The sequence below is a fragment of the Enhygromyxa salina genome, from assembly GCF_000737335.2.
GTDB lineage: Bacteria > Myxococcota_A > Polyangia > Nannocystales > Nannocystaceae > Plesiocystis > Plesiocystis salina_C.
Window position 1 is genome coordinate 21,514 of the sequence record NZ_JMCC02000015.1, and the last position, 15,429, is coordinate 36,942.

10 protein-coding genes and 1 pseudogene are annotated in these 15,429 nt (G+C 65.3%); 7 read left to right on the forward strand and 4 right to left on the reverse strand.

The genetic code is table 11. The annotated features are described in order from the left end of the window. Positions 1 to 58: 58 nt before the first annotated feature. Positions 59 to 1,738: an IgGFc-binding protein gene (locus DB30_RS41285; RefSeq protein ID WP_205632932.1), complete on the forward strand. Its 1,680-nt coding sequence runs from the start codon at positions 59 to 61 to the stop codon at positions 1,736 to 1,738. A gap of 54 nt (positions 1,739 to 1,792) precedes the next feature. Here DB30_RS41285 and DB30_RS07630 read toward each other — a convergent pair whose 3' ends face one another. Both DB30_RS07630 and DB30_RS07635 read right to left on the reverse strand, forming a co-directional pair. Then, the gene (locus DB30_RS07630; protein WP_146658247.1) at positions 1,793 to 3,406 is read right to left on the reverse strand and encodes a hypothetical protein; all 1,614 of its coding nucleotides are present in this window, start codon (positions 3,404 to 3,406) and stop codon (positions 1,793 to 1,795) included. A 44-nt stretch (positions 3,407 to 3,450) separates the two neighbouring features. Then, complete coding sequence (locus DB30_RS07635) at positions 3,451 to 5,373, reverse strand: bifunctional metallophosphatase/5'-nucleotidase (protein ID WP_146658248.1); 1,923 nt, start codon at positions 5,371 to 5,373, stop codon at positions 3,451 to 3,453. A gap of 488 nt (positions 5,374 to 5,861) precedes the next feature. Here DB30_RS07635 and DB30_RS07640 point away from each other — a divergent pair, with 488 nt between their 5' ends. The 4 genes from DB30_RS07640 (at position 5,862) to DB30_RS07655 (ending at position 9,929) form a co-directional block, all read left to right on the forward strand. Continuing rightward, the gene (locus DB30_RS07640; RefSeq protein WP_052547341.1) at positions 5,862 to 6,188 is read left to right on the forward strand and encodes a DUF2849 domain-containing protein; all 327 of its coding nucleotides are present in this window, start codon (positions 5,862 to 5,864) and stop codon (positions 6,186 to 6,188) included. A gap of 11 nt (positions 6,189 to 6,199) precedes the next feature. Next, on the forward strand, positions 6,200 to 7,879 hold the full coding sequence (locus DB30_RS07645) for a nitrite/sulfite reductase (protein ID WP_052547343.1): 1,680 nt from the start codon (positions 6,200 to 6,202) through the stop codon (positions 7,877 to 7,879). Continuing rightward, positions 7,872 to 8,411: a DUF934 domain-containing protein gene (locus tag DB30_RS07650; protein WP_146658249.1), complete on the forward strand. Its 540-nt coding sequence runs from the start codon at positions 7,872 to 7,874 to the stop codon at positions 8,409 to 8,411. Before DB30_RS07645 ends, DB30_RS07650 begins: the two co-directional genes overlap by 8 nt. A 273-nt stretch (positions 8,412 to 8,684) precedes the next feature. Then, a complete protein-coding gene (locus DB30_RS07655) occupies positions 8,685 to 9,929 on the forward strand; it encodes an FG-GAP repeat domain-containing protein (protein ID WP_052547345.1) in 1,245 nt (414 codons plus the stop codon). Positions 9,930 to 9,940: 11 nt separating this feature from the next. Here DB30_RS07655 and DB30_RS07660 read toward each other — a convergent pair whose 3' ends face one another. Next, entirely contained in the window at positions 9,941 to 11,458 is a 1,518-nt protein-coding gene (locus tag DB30_RS07660) for a sigma-54 interaction domain-containing protein (RefSeq protein WP_052547347.1), read from the reverse strand. A 216-nt stretch (positions 11,459 to 11,674) separates the two neighbouring features. On the opposite strand from DB30_RS07660, the pseudogene DB30_RS43040 reads away from it, so the two are divergent. After that, positions 11,675 to 12,604: pseudogene (locus tag DB30_RS43040) on the forward strand (oligopeptide:H+ symporter). Positions 12,605 to 12,886: 282 nt separating this feature from the next. Next, complete coding sequence (locus DB30_RS07670; protein WP_052547352.1) at positions 12,887 to 13,771, forward strand: hypothetical protein; 885 nt, start codon at positions 12,887 to 12,889, stop codon at positions 13,769 to 13,771. 805 nt (positions 13,772 to 14,576) lie between these two features. On the opposite strand, the gene DB30_RS07675 is transcribed toward DB30_RS07670, so the two are convergent. After that, positions 14,577 to 15,425, reverse strand: coding sequence for an alpha/beta fold hydrolase (locus DB30_RS07675; protein ID WP_052547353.1), 849 nt, complete (start codon positions 15,423 to 15,425; stop codon positions 14,577 to 14,579). Positions 15,426 to 15,429 lie beyond the last annotated feature (4 nt).

The window sequence follows — 15,429 nt, forward strand, 5'->3', positions numbered from 1 at the left end:
GGACCGCCGCTCAGAGTGATAGGCTCGGGTAATGCGCCGCGGTTTTTCCTGCCTCACTGTGTCCACACTTCTATTTGCCGGGCCCACCGCCTGTGGCGATGACGCAGTCTCGACAGAGACCAACGTGGCGGAGACCACCGGCATCCCCACCGGGGACGGCGACGGCGACACCACTGGGGACGGCGATGGCGATCCAACCGGGGACGGCGACGGCGACCCAACCGGAGACGGAGACGGCGACCCGGGCGACGGCGACGGTGACCCGGGCGACGGCGATGGCGATGGCGATGGCGACGGCGACGGTGATGGCGATGGCGATGGCGACGGCGATGGCGATGGCGACACCACCGGGGACGGCGACGGCGATCCACCCGTCGGCATCCCCGAGACCTGTGCCGAGGCAGAGATCACCCCAACCACCGTTGGGTGTCTGTTCTACGGCGTCGACCTCGACACCCACGCCGCAGGCAACGGAGATCAGTACGCGATCGCCGTCTCCAACGTCCAAGACATGGACGTCGCCAGCGTGACCGTCGAGCGCAAGGTCAACGGGAACTGGCAGGTCGTCGCGGGCCCGCAAGACGTCGCGCCGCTCGACCTTCACGTGTTTCCGCTCCCCGATCTGAGCCTCAAGGCCAGCGGCGTGCTCGTGGGCGGGGCCTACCGCGTCACCTCGGATGAGCCGATCATCGCCTACCAGTTCAACCCGCTGTTGCAGGCGTCGTTCACCTCGGACGCCTCGCTGCTGTACCCCGCTCACGCGTGGGATCACTTCAACGAGACCATTCACTGGGGCGATGGGTTTGGCAACGGCTACGTCACGATCGTCGCGCTCAACGACGGCACCAACGTCCAGGTGATCCCAACTACGAACACCGCAGGCGGAAACGGCGTCCCGGCCGGCACCAACGGGGTCCCGTTCATGATCAACGGGCTCAACGAGGGCGACGTGGCCGAGGTCAAGGCCGCGGCGGAAGACGTCGACATGACCGGCACGCGGATCTTGAGCGATGAGGCGCATCCCGTCGCGGTGTTCTCGGGTCACGAGTGCGTCCAGATCCCCAACGGCGTCGTCGCGTGCGACCACCTCGAGGATCAGATCGCCGGCCTCCAGCTGTGGGGCCAGAACTTCGTGGCCAGTCGGGTGCCCAACCGCCAGAACAACCCGGTCGAGACCTCGCTGTGGATGATCTACGCCAGCGAGGACAACACCACGATCAACATTGACGCCGCCCCCGCCGTAACCGGGCTGCCAAACACGCCCGCGGTGATCAACAAGGGCGCCAAGCTGCAGTTCTACGCTGGCGGTGACATTGATGATCCAGGCGACTTCTTCATCAGCGCTGACAAGCCAATCGCGGTCGTGAACTTCATGACCGGCTGGGGCAACCTGGTGGGGCTCAACAGCGGCGACCCGGCCATGGTCCAGCTCAGCCCCGTCGAGCAGTTCCTGCCCCGCTACGTGGTCCTGATCCCCGATCTGTGGGACAACGACTATCTGGTCTTGACCCGCGAGACCGACGCCGAGGTCACCGTTGATGGCGTGGCTGTCAACGATGATCTGTGGGTGCCCGTTACCCCGAACTACGAGGTCGCGCGCGTGCTCGCCAGCGACGGCGTCCACGTCCTCGATGGTGAGCAGCCCTTCTCCGTCGTCGTCGTTGGCTACGACTTCGCGGACAGCTACGCGTACCTGGGCGGGACCGGCACCGGCGTGATCAATCCAGATCCACAGTAGCTTCGCCGTCGCTCGCAACGGGCTCCGTTGGCGCTGCTGACGCTTCGTGCCCTCTCATACGCAGACTCCGACGCTCCAGCCGGTAGGAATTCCGCATGCCGGCGCTTCAGCGGGACAACCATCATCGGACTCACACAGCGGAACGCAGCAACCCTCAACTTGCCCCCGGCCACAGTCTCCACACACGAGCCCGCTGGAGCACGTGTCATCGAGCCGATGACACGTGTCGAGCAACTGGCCGGCGCCCGACGGGACGCATTGCCCAGGGTCATCTGGCCCGGATCCCAGCGCACAGCTCGAGCCCGGGCCGCAATCTTGCGCCAAGAGATCACAGGGCGGGCCGCACAACCTCGTCAGGCCACATACAGCGCCGTCTGCACACGGATGAGCGGCGTCGCACTCCGCCACGCAAGTACCACTCACACACCGGCTCCCGGCTTCACACGAGCGAACCCCCTCAATGACCTCACACATGTCCCCGGGTTCAGCAAGAAGCGCTGTCTCCGGCTCACAGCGGTTCCAGATCGAGCACTGCTGACCAGCCGGGCAGTTCGCGGCCTCGAGTGTGCAAGGCATAGACAACTCGAGGTCTAGCACCTCCCCAAATGGTCCTCGCCCAGTGACGATGTATCGACCGGGCCCAAGCAAGACTTCACGTCCGCTCCAGAAATCATGGCTCCCAACCGGAGGCGGGCTCACGCCAACGGTGTGTTCAGGGCGCGCCAATTTGCAGTCGCAACCTCGCATCCCCAGGTGCGCTCCCGTTGGAAGTTCACCCACCAACTCGAAATAGCCGGCGTTCGATTCGTCGACGATGATGCTCCACTCCACGAGTGCCCGCTGCCCTGGCCCGTGGAAGACGATCGTCGAAAAGTCGTTCTGCACCCTGTTTGACTGACAGTCGAGCGTCTCCCGAAACCGGTACCCATCGCCCTGCTTGTCCCGCTCCGCCTCTGGCGCGACGCAACCGAGTTCCCAAGGTTCGAACGGTGCTGTGACAGGGCGCAGATGCGCGGTGAGGTCGTCTTTCAACGAAGTTCCGAAGAACGCGTTGTAGGTGTCTTGCACTTGCGCGGGAGTGTCCTTGGCGTCAGTGGCCAACATGAACTCGATGAACGGAACCACGCCATGGGTCTCTAGCAGCCAGTGCACGAGTTCCCCGCCCAGATAGTAGGCATGCCTGGGCAAGTCATAGCCACTCGCGGGCTCGAGGTATTCTTCCAGCGAGAAAAACTCGCGGGCCTCGTCATGGCATCCGGGGCGAGAGAGCGCTGTGGCAAGCCCCTCGATGAACAGCGGCTTGCCCTGGTTTACCCCCGTCGGATTGGCGCGTTGGTGCACCGCTTCGTGCACAAAAGAGCTCATCGCTGCGTAGAAGATGTACATTCGACCGCTAGAAAATTTCACGCAGGCCCCCGCCCTTCCGCAGTAGTCGGAAATTTCGTCACCAACGATGCGAACCTCGGAGATGTAGGAGCTATCTTGGATCCCGAGCGCCGCGTCAATTCGCTCGATCTCGTCGTCTATTCTCGAGAGGGTGCCCTCGCACAGCGGACCGTAGTCTGTCTGGATCACGGCGTGTTCGCTGTGGTACTCGGGCCTGGGGTCTGCGGACGACGTACAGCCAACAGTGATGGCCGCCACAATGCTGGCGAGGTGGGTTTTCATCATGAGTACGGTAGTGGGTGTACAAAGATGAGGCAAGCAGTGCGTCAATTCGTCACCAAGCAGGCAAGCCCGCTCGCCTGCCGGTCCGCCGAGCAGATCCGCCCGGCAAGCTGCGGCGACAGGGCCTCGCCGCGCCCGCCGAGCTCGCGCATCTGCTCCAACACGACCTGCTTCAGATCCGGCCCCGGCGGCGTCCCTTTGGCGGCCGGATACTTCGTGACGACCTGCACACGCTTCGCGTCGCTATTTTGCTTGGCGCGCTGCTGCACCTGCTCGCGGTTGAGCATCCAGTAGCCGTCGTTGCCCGCGGCCAAGAACGTGGGCACGACCACGCGATACAGCTGCTTGTCATTCAGCGGAACGAGCTTGCCGTCGGCGCCGATGATCGCGGGGTTGCGGGCGAGGCTGCGGCCCGCCAGGTTGTCGTGGAAGAACGCGATCCCGCTCAGCTGCAGCCAGTGACCGCCGGCCTCCCAGCTCTCGACGCTGCGCTCGATCGCCTTGCGCAGCGCGTAGCCGTTGACCTCGAGCACGGTCAGCTCGGTCGGGTACGCGAACAACTCCTCGACGATCTGCTGGGTGATGAACGCCCCCGCCGAGATCGTTTGGTTCAGACGCAGCCCGCCCGCGTTGACCAGCGCAACCGTTGGCGGCTTGGCGTCGGCGGCGAAGCTGCGCAGCATTTGATCCGCGATCCAGCTGCCAAGGTTGGTCTCGTACATGCGGATCTCGTTCTCTTCCGCGACCAGCGTGGTCCCGGCCTCGACCAGCTTGGCGGTCAGGCAGCCCTGGGGCTGTTCGTTGGTCTGACAAAACCATTGCTCGTGCTTGCTCAGCCACCCCGCGACCCGGTCGGCGAGCTGCGGATCCGCTTCAACGCTGTCGTTGAGCTCGACGGTGCTCACGCTCCAGCGCATGTCCGGGGCCTGGCCGGCGAGCTTGTGGGTGATCGAGACATCGATGACGCGAACCTTCACGGCGTCGGCGTCACCCTTGATCACGGCTGGCTGCGTGCCTTCAATGACCTTCCCGGCGCCGCCGAGCTCGGTGTTGTCCGCGTCGCGGGTCATCGCCGTGTGATCGTGACCGCCAAGCACCAGGTCCGGTCGCTGAAACCCCTCGCGGCCGTCACCCGCGAGAATGGAGGCGTCGGCGCGGGCGTCGAGGTGGGTCAGCGCCAGCACCACCTCTGCGCCCTGGGCCCGCAACATCGCGACAGTCTCGTGCGAGCGCTCGACGTAGCGGGTGTCGATGCACGCGACGTAGTCCGGCGTCTTGGTGTCCGTCATCAGCGAGTACACGCCCACTTTGACGCCGCCGAGCATCAGCAGCTCGTGCGGCAAGATGTTTCCGCGGGCGGGATCGATGATCGGCGACGCTGGCGGGCTTGGGCATGCGCCCTGCGCTGCCGAGCTGGCCGCGGCGGGAGCCGAACACTCGCCCGCGGGCTTCCAGACCACGTTGGTCGCCAACCACGAGAACTGGCTCTGCTCGACCCGATCCGTGAGCGTCGCTGCGTCGTCGCAGCTGTCCTTGTCGAATTCGTGGTTGCCAAAGGTTGCCAGCATCCGCGGATCGACCCGCTCGGCGTCGCCGTCGAGCAGGTTGAGCACGTCGACCATCTGCTCGCCAAGGTACTTGCGCGAGAGCAACGAAGGAAACAGCGCGTCGCCGGCATGAGTCACGAGCACGGCGTCGCAGTCGACCTCGAGCCGGGTCCGCAGGCTGCGGATCCGGGCGACGCCGCCGCGACCGTCGAGCAGGCCCTCGATCCGGTAGACGTCGTTGATGTGGAGGATGCGAAACCGCCAGACCCCGTCCCGTTCGCCGCACACCTGCGCGATCGCGGGCTCGCCCGGGGCGGGTTGCTCGGGTGTGAGCAACGGCCCGCTCGTCGCCGGTTCACAAGCCAGCGCGGCCAGGCTGAGCGCGGCGATCCAGACCAGACGCACGGGTGCAGGTGCCATCGCCCCACCGTAGCCCACACAGCGACGCGAGCGCTCGACGAACGTCGCCGACCCGCTCGACGGCGACGATCATCCTGCGTCGGTCAGTCGGTGTAGCAGCGACATCGCAGTTTGCGTTGTCAAACCACGGCGTTGGCCACGGGTTCGCCAAGCTCGAGCTGCTCTGCCGCGTCGCGGTACTCGCTGGGGCCTCGTTCGGAACTGTCGCACCCGCACAGCGGCGCGAGGGCGAGACCGGCGGCCCCGATAACCTGACGCCCGTCCTGGTGTTGTTTGGGTGCCACCGCGATGCAGCGTGTGCTGCGCGTGCCTTCCCTGGTTCGAGCCAGCCAAATAACACACATCGAACCGTGTTATATAGCGGCTTAGAAACGGCGTATTTGCGATGATTTCAGAGCCTTTCGGTGCCACCCACGCGCGGAGATCATATTAAGTCGTGGATTACCGTAATACTGTCGTGCTTAGCTTCGCGCTCCACGGAGCCCACCATGAAGCTTTGGATCATCACTGGCAGCGCGACCGAGAGCGGCGCACCGATCTACCTCCAGTCCAGCGGCCGCTGGACTCACAAGCTCAGCGCAGGTCACCCGATCAGCAGCGAGGATGAGCGCCAGTCGCTGCTCGAGGCCGCGCGCGGGCAGCAAAAATTGGTCTGCGATCCGTACTGGATCGAGGTCCGCCGGGCCGAGCTCGGCCACCTTGCGCCGGTCAGCCTGCGCGAGAAGATCCGCGCCGAGGGCCCAACGATCTCGCTGCGCCCCGTGCCGCAGCAGCTCGTCGCGACCGCGTCGCGAACGGCGGCCGCCAGCGCCTGACGAGGTCCATCATGTATCGCTACGACCACTACGATCAGGCCCTCGTCGATCAACGCGTCGCGCAGTTTCGCGACCAGATCTCGCGCCGCCTCAGCGGTGAGATCACCGAAGACGAGTTCAAGCCGCTGCGCCTACAAAACGGCGTGTACATGCAGCTGCACGCCTACATGTTGCGTGTGGCGATCCCCTATGGGCTATTGTCGAGCGATCAACTGCGCATGCTCGCCCAGGTCTCGCGCACCTACGACCGCGGCTACGGCCACTTCTCGACCCGGCAGAACATCCAATACAACTGGCCGCGGCTGCAGGACGTCCCGGATCTGCTGGCCGATCTCGCAACCGTGCAGATGCACGCGATCCAGACCAGCGGCAACTGCATTCGCAACACCACCTCGGATCACCTCGCTGGGGTCGCGCGTGACGAGCTCGTGGATCCGCGGGTCTACTGCGAGATCATTCGGCAGTGGTCCACGCTGCACCCCGAGTTCGCGTTCTTGCCACGCAAGTTCAAGATCGCGGTCACCGGCGCGCCAACGGCCGACCGCGCGGCCGTGCGCGTCCACGACATCGGCGTTCGGGCGATCCCCGGTCCCGGGCCCGACGACCCCCACGGGTTCCAGATCCTAGTTGGCGGCGGCCTGGGTCGGACCCCGCGGATCGCCGAGATCTGCCGCGAGTTCCTGCCCCGCGAGCACCTGCTGAGCTACCTCGAGGCGATCCTGCGGGTCTACAACCGCTATGGCCGGCGCGACAACAAGTTCAAGGCCCGCATCAAGATCTTGGTTGGCGCGCTCGGCATCGAAGCGTTCAGCCAGCAGGTCGAGGCCGAGTGGGCGCTGATCCGCGACGGCGCGATGCAGCTGACCCAGGCAGAGTTCGATCGGGTCGCCGCTGACTTCGCCGACCCGGGCTACGCGGCGCTCGAGTCCAGCGATCTGTTCGTGCAGTCGCTCGCGCTCAGCAAGGACCGCGCGCTCGGGCGGTTCGTGGCCAGCAACGTAATCCCGCACAAACAGCCCGGCTACTCGATCGTGATGATCTCGCTCAAGGCCAAGGGCAAGCCTCCGGGCGACGCCACCGCCGAGCAGATGGAGCTGGTCGCCGAGCTCGCCGACCGCTACGGGTTTGGCCGGATCGTCGTCGCGCACGAGCAGAACCTGGTGCTGCCCGACGTCGAGAGCCGCCACCTGCCGGATCTGCACGCGCGGCTCAGCGCGCTGGATCTGGCCGAGCCCAACATCGGCAAGGTCACCGACATCATCGCGTGCCCGGGCCTGGACTACTGCAACCTCGCCAACGCGCGCTCCATCCCAATCGCCACGCGGATCAGCGACAAGATCGAAGACCTCGACTACCTCCACGACCTCGGCGACATCAGCCTCAACATCTCGGGCTGCATCAACGCCTGCGGCCATCACCACGTCGGCAACATCGGGATCCTGGGCATCGACAAGCAGGGCGAAGAATTTTACCAGCTGATGCTCGGCGGCTCGCCCGGCGACGACGCCTCGATCGGCAAGATCCTGGGGCCCGCCCTGCCAAGCGCCGAGATCGTCGACGCCGTCGCCAACGTGCTGCGGACCTACATCGACAACCGCGAGTCGGCTGACGAGCGCTTCCTCGACTACGTGCGCCGGGCCGGCTTCGAGCCATTCAAGGAGCAACTCTATGGTTCCAACGACCATGTCTGAGACCCCCGAACTGCACCCGGGCGCGCGGCGAATCGTCCGCGTGGGCGCAAGCGGCAAGCCAGAGATCGCAATTGATCACTGGCAGCGGCTTGGCGACGACGACCCATTCCCAAGCCTCGACGCGCTGCCGGTGTTGGTCACGCTCGCGCGCGCCGAACGTGACCGCCAAGCGCTCGAGCAGCGAACCGGCGCTTGGGGGGTGTGGGTACCGGGCAACGCCGATCCAGAGCAAATCGCCGAGCGCCTGCGCGATCGCGTACTGGTTGCAATCGAGGTCACCAAATTCACCGACGGTCGGCACTATTCGTTGGCCCGGCTACTGCGTGATCGCTACGGCTTCACGGGCGAATTGCGAGCATTTGGCGATGTGTTGCCCGATCAGCTCTCGTACATGCAGCGCTGTGGCTACAGCTCGTTCGAGCTTGCCCCCGGCAAGTCGCTCGAGACGGGGCTGCGGTGCTTGACTGCATTTTCAGTCAGCTACCAAGGCAACACTACGGATCCGCGACCACTGTATCGACGTCGAGCTTGAGCCCTAAAAGCGCCATTTTTGCCGTCACGTTGCTGTCACTAAAGTGGTGAAGTTGCGACAGATAGCCTGAGAGACGGGTGCGCGACACGGTTTGGCGAGGAGGCGCGGTGTCGCCCGGCGCTCGTCGCTACCGTGGGGCTCGGTCCGTGCGCCTGGACTTTTGTGGACCGGCGCTATAGTCAGGTCGTGGCCTCATACGCAACGATTGGATTGACGAAGTTCGGCGTCGCTACAGTGGTCCTTTCGGCATGTTACGTCCCTAATCCCGACTACATGCTCGACGACGCTGGCGAGACTGACAGCGAAGCGACGAGCGGCTCGGACAACGAGACCAGCGACGGCGCCCCTAACGACGACGCCAACCCCAACGACGATGGCGATGGCGATGGCGGTGGCGATGGCGGTCGCGATGGCGACGGCGATGGCGATGGCGGCATCGACGACGACGAGCCCAGCTGCGGGGACGGCAACGTGGATCCCGGGGAGTTTTGCTTCACGGGCGTCGAGCTGCTCGACTGGGTCGAGATCCAGTCGCTGGCAGTCGGTGACTTCAACGGCGATGGCAAGCTGGACATCGCCGTCGCCGTCAAAGACACCGCGTTCGTGTTGCTTGGTGACGGCACCGGGAGCTTTCCCTTGCAGTCCGAGCTCCTCGTGCCAGATAGCGACTATCGGGGCGTCGCCGCCGGCGACTTGGACGGTGACCTCGTCGATGATCTCGTGTTCGCCCGCGAGTCAAACGACTCCGTGCTCATCTACAGCTCGAACTCCGAAGGCGGCGGTGGGCCGTGGCGGACCTACAGTGTCGGCGACAAGCCCCGCGCGATCGCCCTCGCGTCGCTCGCTGAGGGTCACCCGCTCGATGTCGTCGTGGCCAACCACGGCGACGACTCGATCTCAACCCTGTTTGGACAGGGCATGGGGTTGCTCGGCACAACGGTGGAATACGACGTCGGCGACGAACCCAACGACATCGCGCTGGTCGACTTCGATCACGACACAACCCTCGATCTGGTCGTCAGCAATTACGGCGACGCCTCGCTGTCGGTGCTGCGTGGCGTCGGCGACGGCACCTTCATGCCCGAGGAGACCTACCCACTGCTCGAGAAGCCGACCGCGTTCGTGACCGCCGACCTCGACCAAGATGGCTGGCTCGATGTCGCCGCGGTGCTCGAGGGACTCGACGCGGTTCAGCTTCTGTTTGGTGAAGGTGCCGGCTCACTTCACGACAGCTGGTGCGTGGCCGCCGTCGGCGACAAGCCGATCGACGCGGCCGCGAGCGACCTCAACAAGGACGGCGCCGTCGATCTCATCGTCGCCAACGCCGACAGCCGCGACGTTGGCGTGCTGTTTGGGAGCAGCATTCAGCCCGAGGCCTTCAGCGGCTACCACACGCTGCTGTGGTTGAGCGACTTCAACCAACTCACGACGGTGGAGGTCGCCGATCTCAACGCCGATGGTGTCGATGATGTGCTGGTTGCGGGCGAGGGGCTTCGCTTGCTGATCTCCAACCCCTGAGCGCGGGCGCCTCAGCGCAGGCCGTGGCGAGCGAGCTTGGCCTTGAGCGTGTTGCGGTCGATCTCCAGCGCCCGCGCGGCCTTCGAGAGGTTGCCCGACGACCAGCTCAGCGCGGCCTGCAGCGCGCGCGCCTCGACCACACCAAGCTGCTCGACCAGCGGCCGCGGTGGCTCGTCAACGCCGAGCTCGGGGCCGCTGTCCGGCGGCTCGGGCGACGTCGTTTGGGTCAGCGCCGCGCGGATCTCTGGTGACAGCATGTCGAGTCCGATCGTGTCTTGATCCGCGTAGAACACCCGCCAGCGCACGACCTCGGCCCGCAGCTCGCGGACGTTGCCCGGCCAGCGATACGCCCGCAGAGCCGCCCACGCCTGCGCTGTTGGCCACGCCCGCTCGCCCTCGCCGGTGTGGGTCTCGGCGATGAAGTGGCCGACCAAGAGCTCGAGGTCGCGGCCGCGCTCGCGCAGCGGCGGGAGCTCCAAGGTCGCGCCGCGCAGTCGGTACCAGAGATCCTCGCGGAACTCTTGGCGCGCAACCATGGCCGGCACGTCGCGGTGCGTGGCCGCGATCACCCGCACGTCGACCTGGATCTCGGACTCGCCACCGACCCGACGCAGCCGGCCCTCTTGCAGCACCCGCAGCAGCATCACTTGGACCCGCGGGCTGGTCTCGGCGATCTCGTCGAGGAACAAGGTGCCGCCGTCGGCTTGCTCGAACAGTCCGCGGTGGCGCGTGGCGGCGCCGGAGAAGGCCCCGCGCTCGTGGCCAAACAGCTCGCTGGCGAGCACCCCTTCGGAGAACGAGGCGCAGTTCTCCGCGACCAGGGGACCGCGCGCGCGATCGCTGGCGGCGTGGATCGCCCGCGCGACCAGCTCTTTGCCGGTCCCGGTCTCGCCGTGGATCAACACGGGCACGTCGGCCCGCGCGACGTGGGTGAGCCGGCGCAAGAACCCGCGCATCGGCTCGCTCTCGCCGATCAGCGATCCCGTGCGCGCGTGCGACTCGGCCCGCAGCCGGCCCAGCTCCTCGCGCATCGCTCGGATCTCGGGGAAGCCTTCGATGTCGAGTCGCACCACGCGGATCGGGTGCGGGTGCGGGTTGGGCACAAACACCGCCGGGATCACCTGCAGCATCCGCGCACGCAGCAGCCCGGCCGCGACCAGGATCACCCACAGGGTCTGCATCTGTGGGGTCCCGGCTGACAGGCAGACATCGAGGCTGCCGGCTTCGCTGCTGAACTGCGCGACGGTTGGGCCGAGCACCGTGAACAGCTGGGCGTGATCCGATGGATCATCGAGCTCGAGGATCCGCAGCTCCACCGCTGGCGCGTGGTCGAGCTCGCGAAGCTCACGGACCAACCCCGCCGCGGCCCGGCCCCCGTCTTCGAGGCACAGCACGACGACCCGGTCCCAGCCATCGCCGTGCTCGAGCAGGCGCATCAGCGGTCCGCGATCGCTCCGGGGTCGTTGGCCTTGGTGGTCCGGCGCCGGGCCGTCGCGGCCGCGGTCGGACCAGGTGAGCAGCGTCCGCATGGGTGGTGAGGACGTTACCAGATCACCGGAGTCACCCGTCGGGAGCGAGCGAAGCGAGTGACCCGCGAAGGTCAACACCCTCCGGGGGCGTCTAAACAAGCCCCCTTCGAGGGGGCCACTCATGCCCCCGCCCGCAAACAACCCGTCGGGAGCGAGCGAAGCGAGTGACCTGCGAAGTGCGATATCCTCCGGGGGTCTAAACAAGGAAGTGCGTGGATGACGTCTGAGCAACCGCAGGCGACCGCTCTCGATCCCCGCCTGGCCGCGATCCGAGACTTCAAAGGCAAGTATCCGCACCAGCTGTGGTGGTTGTTTCTGTCCGAGATGTGGGAGCGGTTTTGCTTCTACGGGATGCGCGGCGTGCTGACGGTGTTCATGCCGAGCAGCTCGCGCTGACCAAGGCCGACGCCAGCTTGCAGCACGGGGCGATCCAAGCGTTCGTCTACGCGATGACCTTTGTCGGCGGCTTCTTTGCCGACAAGATCCTGGGCTTTCGCAAGTCGATCACCTGGGGCGGGCTCTTGATGATCGTGGGTAGCTTCACCGTAGCAGCGGCCCCGAGCGAGCTGTTTTATATCGGCACCAGCATCACGATCGTGGGCACTGGCTTCTTCAAGCCGAACATCTCGGGCATCGTGGGTCTGCTCTACCATGACGGCGACAAGCGCCGCGACGCGCGGCTTTGGGCAGTTCTACTCCGGGATCAACATCGGGGCCGCGCTTGGCGGGTGGTCAAGTTTGGGCACGGCTTCTTCTTTGTTACGGGCGGCTTTTACTTGTTTCACAGCCTGATGCGCTACGCCGAATCCGACGGGATATCGTCGCTGGCGCTGTTCAGTCTGGCCTGGCTGGTCATGACGGTCGGCGAGCTTTGCCTGTCGCCGATCGGCGATGACCCGGCTCTCGCCCAAGCGCATATTTGGGATCATCATGGGCCCGTGGTTTCTGGCGAGCGCGTATGGTCAATACTTGGCCGGACTACTGGGCGCGGGGATGGCCAGCGTTGACGACAGCGCGCCAGGCGTGGACCGGCTGCGCGGGTACACGGACGGCTATGAGCAGCTGTCGCTGTATGCGGTGATCTGTGGCGTGGTGCTGATCGCCATCTCGCCGTTCGTCCGCAAGCTGATGCACGACGAAGCGTAGTCAATGGGTCATCGGTGCTTCCGTCTTGGAGCTTCGCCATAATTGCCACGGGTAGGGTCCGCTTGTTTTGCGCATGCTCACGGCCCCAAACGCCATCGCCGACCGGGATCCCTGCTCCTGTCCGCCGGGAGCCCACCGGTCCTCGCAGCCCTGAACCCACGCAGGCCCGCGTCGTCGAGCCGGCCCAAGGGGCGAACTGGCACGTTCGCCAGACTGGGAGGCAGCCCCCCACGGCGCGCGATCACGATTGCCAGCCGAGCCCCCGCGTGCAAACGTGAGCACATGAAGCGGCTGCCCTTGCTGAGCTTGTTCGTGCTTCCACTCGTCTTCGCGTGCAACGACGACGGCAAGAGCGACGACACCACGAGCGGGCCCGGCAGCACCGAGCAAGGCGACGGCGACGGTGACAAGACCGGGGATGGCGATGGCGACAACACCGGCGATAGCGACACCGGAGATGGCGACGGCGATCCGGCCTGCATTCCAGGCGAGCTCAACTGCGAGTGCAACGCAGGCCAGTGCCTTGGCGAGCTCGAGTGTGTCGACAACACATGCGTCGCCAGCTGTATCCCTGGCGAACTGGGCTGTGAGTGCAACGGTGGCCAGTGCCTTGGCGACCTCGAATGTGTCGGTGATGTATGCAGCGATCCCAATTGCATCCCCGGCGAGCTCAACTGTGAGTGCAACGGCGGACAATGCCTCGGAGACCTCGAGTGCATTGGGAATTTGTGTATGGAGGTTAGTGGGGATGGCGATGGCGATGGCGATGGCGATGGCGATCCGCCTTGTCCCAATCCCAACGAGATGATGTGCGATGGTCAGTGCATCGACGTCATGGAGAACAATGACAACTGCGGGTCTTGTGGTACTGTCTGCAACTGGCTCAATAAAGGGGCCCCCGACATCGGCTCCTGCGTCGATGGCGACTGTTTACCCACGTTCTACCCATGCTACAGCCAAGCAGATGGCTTCATCAACTGTGATGAAATGTGTGCCAGCTTTGGTGAGATTTGCGTCAACAACGGGTGCGACCACAACACCCACGTCTACACCGACAGCATGAACATCTGCAACGGTGGACTTGTTGGCGGCCAATCCAGTTTGGGCTGCGGCCAGTCCATCGGGTGGCTCCAAGGCGACTGGGTTGGATGCTGCTGCACGCAGTAGCTCCTATCCGCTACACCACCGCGCCCGCCACGACCACGACCATGACGTCGCCATGAGTCGCGAGGCCCAGGTCATAGTCGCAACTTTCACTCACAGCGACATCGCTGCCGCGCACGCATTCTACTCGAGCACCGCGGCCTGCCGCAGGCGAGATCGACGAGGAGCACGTGCTGCTACTCGACCTTCTACAGGCCCAGCATCGAACCCCTCGCCCGCTGCCTAGAGCATGGCTGACGATGTATTGCCGATGATACTCGTTCATGAAGAGCGTCTCCTACCGTCCATCACCGTCGAAGTCCCCGTCGGCGACCGCACCGAGGCTCAGGCTCCGGGCAGGGGACCGTCCGGCTCCTCGTGACGGCTCAGTCCTCGACGTCGGCGAGGAAGGTCTGCTGCATGAGCTCCTCGAGTCATCACCCAACTCATCTGAGCTGCGCCATCCACGACCTGAGTCAAGAACGATTCGATCGGCTCAGCCGGGTCCCTCCACTCGATCTCCGAACCCGCGGGCCCGTAGGACACCGCACCCAACGCCTCCTCGCCAGAGCCACGTCCCCTCGACATTGTTGTTCGAGAACACCAACGCCCCACCCTCGACTGTGGCTGCGGTACATCGGCGGTGTCGGCGTCCAATGCGTGAGCAAGGTTGACAACCTCTACCGCGGTAGACCCCGCTTTCACGTCGACCGAAGCCAAGCCGACCGGCGCGTCTCGGTGTGGACGTCGAATGCCTCACTTAGACCATGTCGAGGGCCCTCTTCCGTTTTTTTGCGCGCAGAAAACACGCTCTCATTCAACCTGAGGGTCAATTGCCTGCGCCAGTCGCCGCAATCAGGAATTCGCTGAGCAAGCGCGCGACTTGATCGGGCTGGTCTTCTTGCAGGAAGTGCCCGCAATTGGGGATCGCCGTGATCTCGGCCTGGGGCAGCAGGCCGCCGAGCTTGGCCATGGTCTTGGCGACGTCGGGCAGGATCCGATCGTTCTCGCCGTAGATCATGCGAACCGGGATATCGGCGAACGCCGGCATGGTCTGGGTGATGAAGCGAAACCCGCCGGGTCCCAACCCCTGGGCGGTCCGCAGCAGCGCCTTGCCGGCCGCCCACTCGGTGAACGGATCGGTGTAGAGGCGCGCCACCTCATCAGTGATCACCTCGCGGTTGACCACGCCCAAGCGCATCGAAGCCGCTACCCCCGCTGGGCTCGCCAGCCATCGGCGAAGACCTGGCGTGTAGCTGGCGGCCACGAACGCCACGACCGCCCACGAGGGCACGGGGAACACCAAGGTGTTGAGCAGCGCGAGCGCCTCGACCCGCTCGCGATGGCGGCAAGCCCAGTACAGCCCGACCGGCCCGCCAAGATCGTGGACGACCAGGCTCAGGCGATCGACGCCGATCTCGGCGAGGAAACCGTCGATCGCCGACTCGAAGAAGGTAAACCCATAGCGCTGATCCAGCGGCTTTTCCGAGCCGCCGAAGCCGGGCAGATCCAGGGCGATCGCGCGGTGGGTCTGGCCAACGACCGGCAGGATCTTGCGCCACAGCTCGGCGCTGGTTGGCCAGCCGTGGACAAACAACACGACCGGCCCTTCGCCGGCTTCGAGCCAGTGCAGATCGAGGTTCGCCGCACGAATCCGGTGACTGGAGAGCTTGGCCACCGAC

What these genes read in the sequence shown, in the direction of transcription:
- DB30_RS07650 (WP_146658249.1), top strand. Translation starts at nt 7,872, where the DNA reads ATGTCTGAGACCCCCGAACTGCACCCGGGCGCGCGGCGAATCGTCCGC.
- DB30_RS07660 (WP_052547347.1), bottom strand. Translation starts at nt 11,458, where the DNA reads ATGCGGACGCTGCTCACCTGGTCCGACCGCGGCCGCGACGGCCCGGCG.
- DB30_RS07630 (WP_146658247.1), bottom strand. Translation starts at nt 3,406, where the DNA reads ATGAAAACCCACCTCGCCAGCATTGTGGCGGCCATCACTGTTGGCTGT.
- DB30_RS07645 (WP_052547343.1), top strand. Translation starts at nt 6,200, where the DNA reads ATGTATCGCTACGACCACTACGATCAGGCCCTCGTCGATCAACGCGTC.
- DB30_RS07635 (WP_146658248.1), bottom strand. Translation starts at nt 5,373, where the DNA reads ATGGCACCTGCACCCGTGCGTCTGGTCTGGATCGCCGCGCTCAGCCTG.
- DB30_RS07670 (WP_052547352.1), top strand. Translation starts at nt 12,887, where the DNA reads ATGAAGCGGCTGCCCTTGCTGAGCTTGTTCGTGCTTCCACTCGTCTTC.
- DB30_RS07640 (WP_052547341.1), top strand. Translation starts at nt 5,862, where the DNA reads ATGAAGCTTTGGATCATCACTGGCAGCGCGACCGAGAGCGGCGCACCG.
- DB30_RS07655 (WP_052547345.1), top strand. Translation starts at nt 8,685, where the DNA reads ATGCTCGACGACGCTGGCGAGACTGACAGCGAAGCGACGAGCGGCTCG.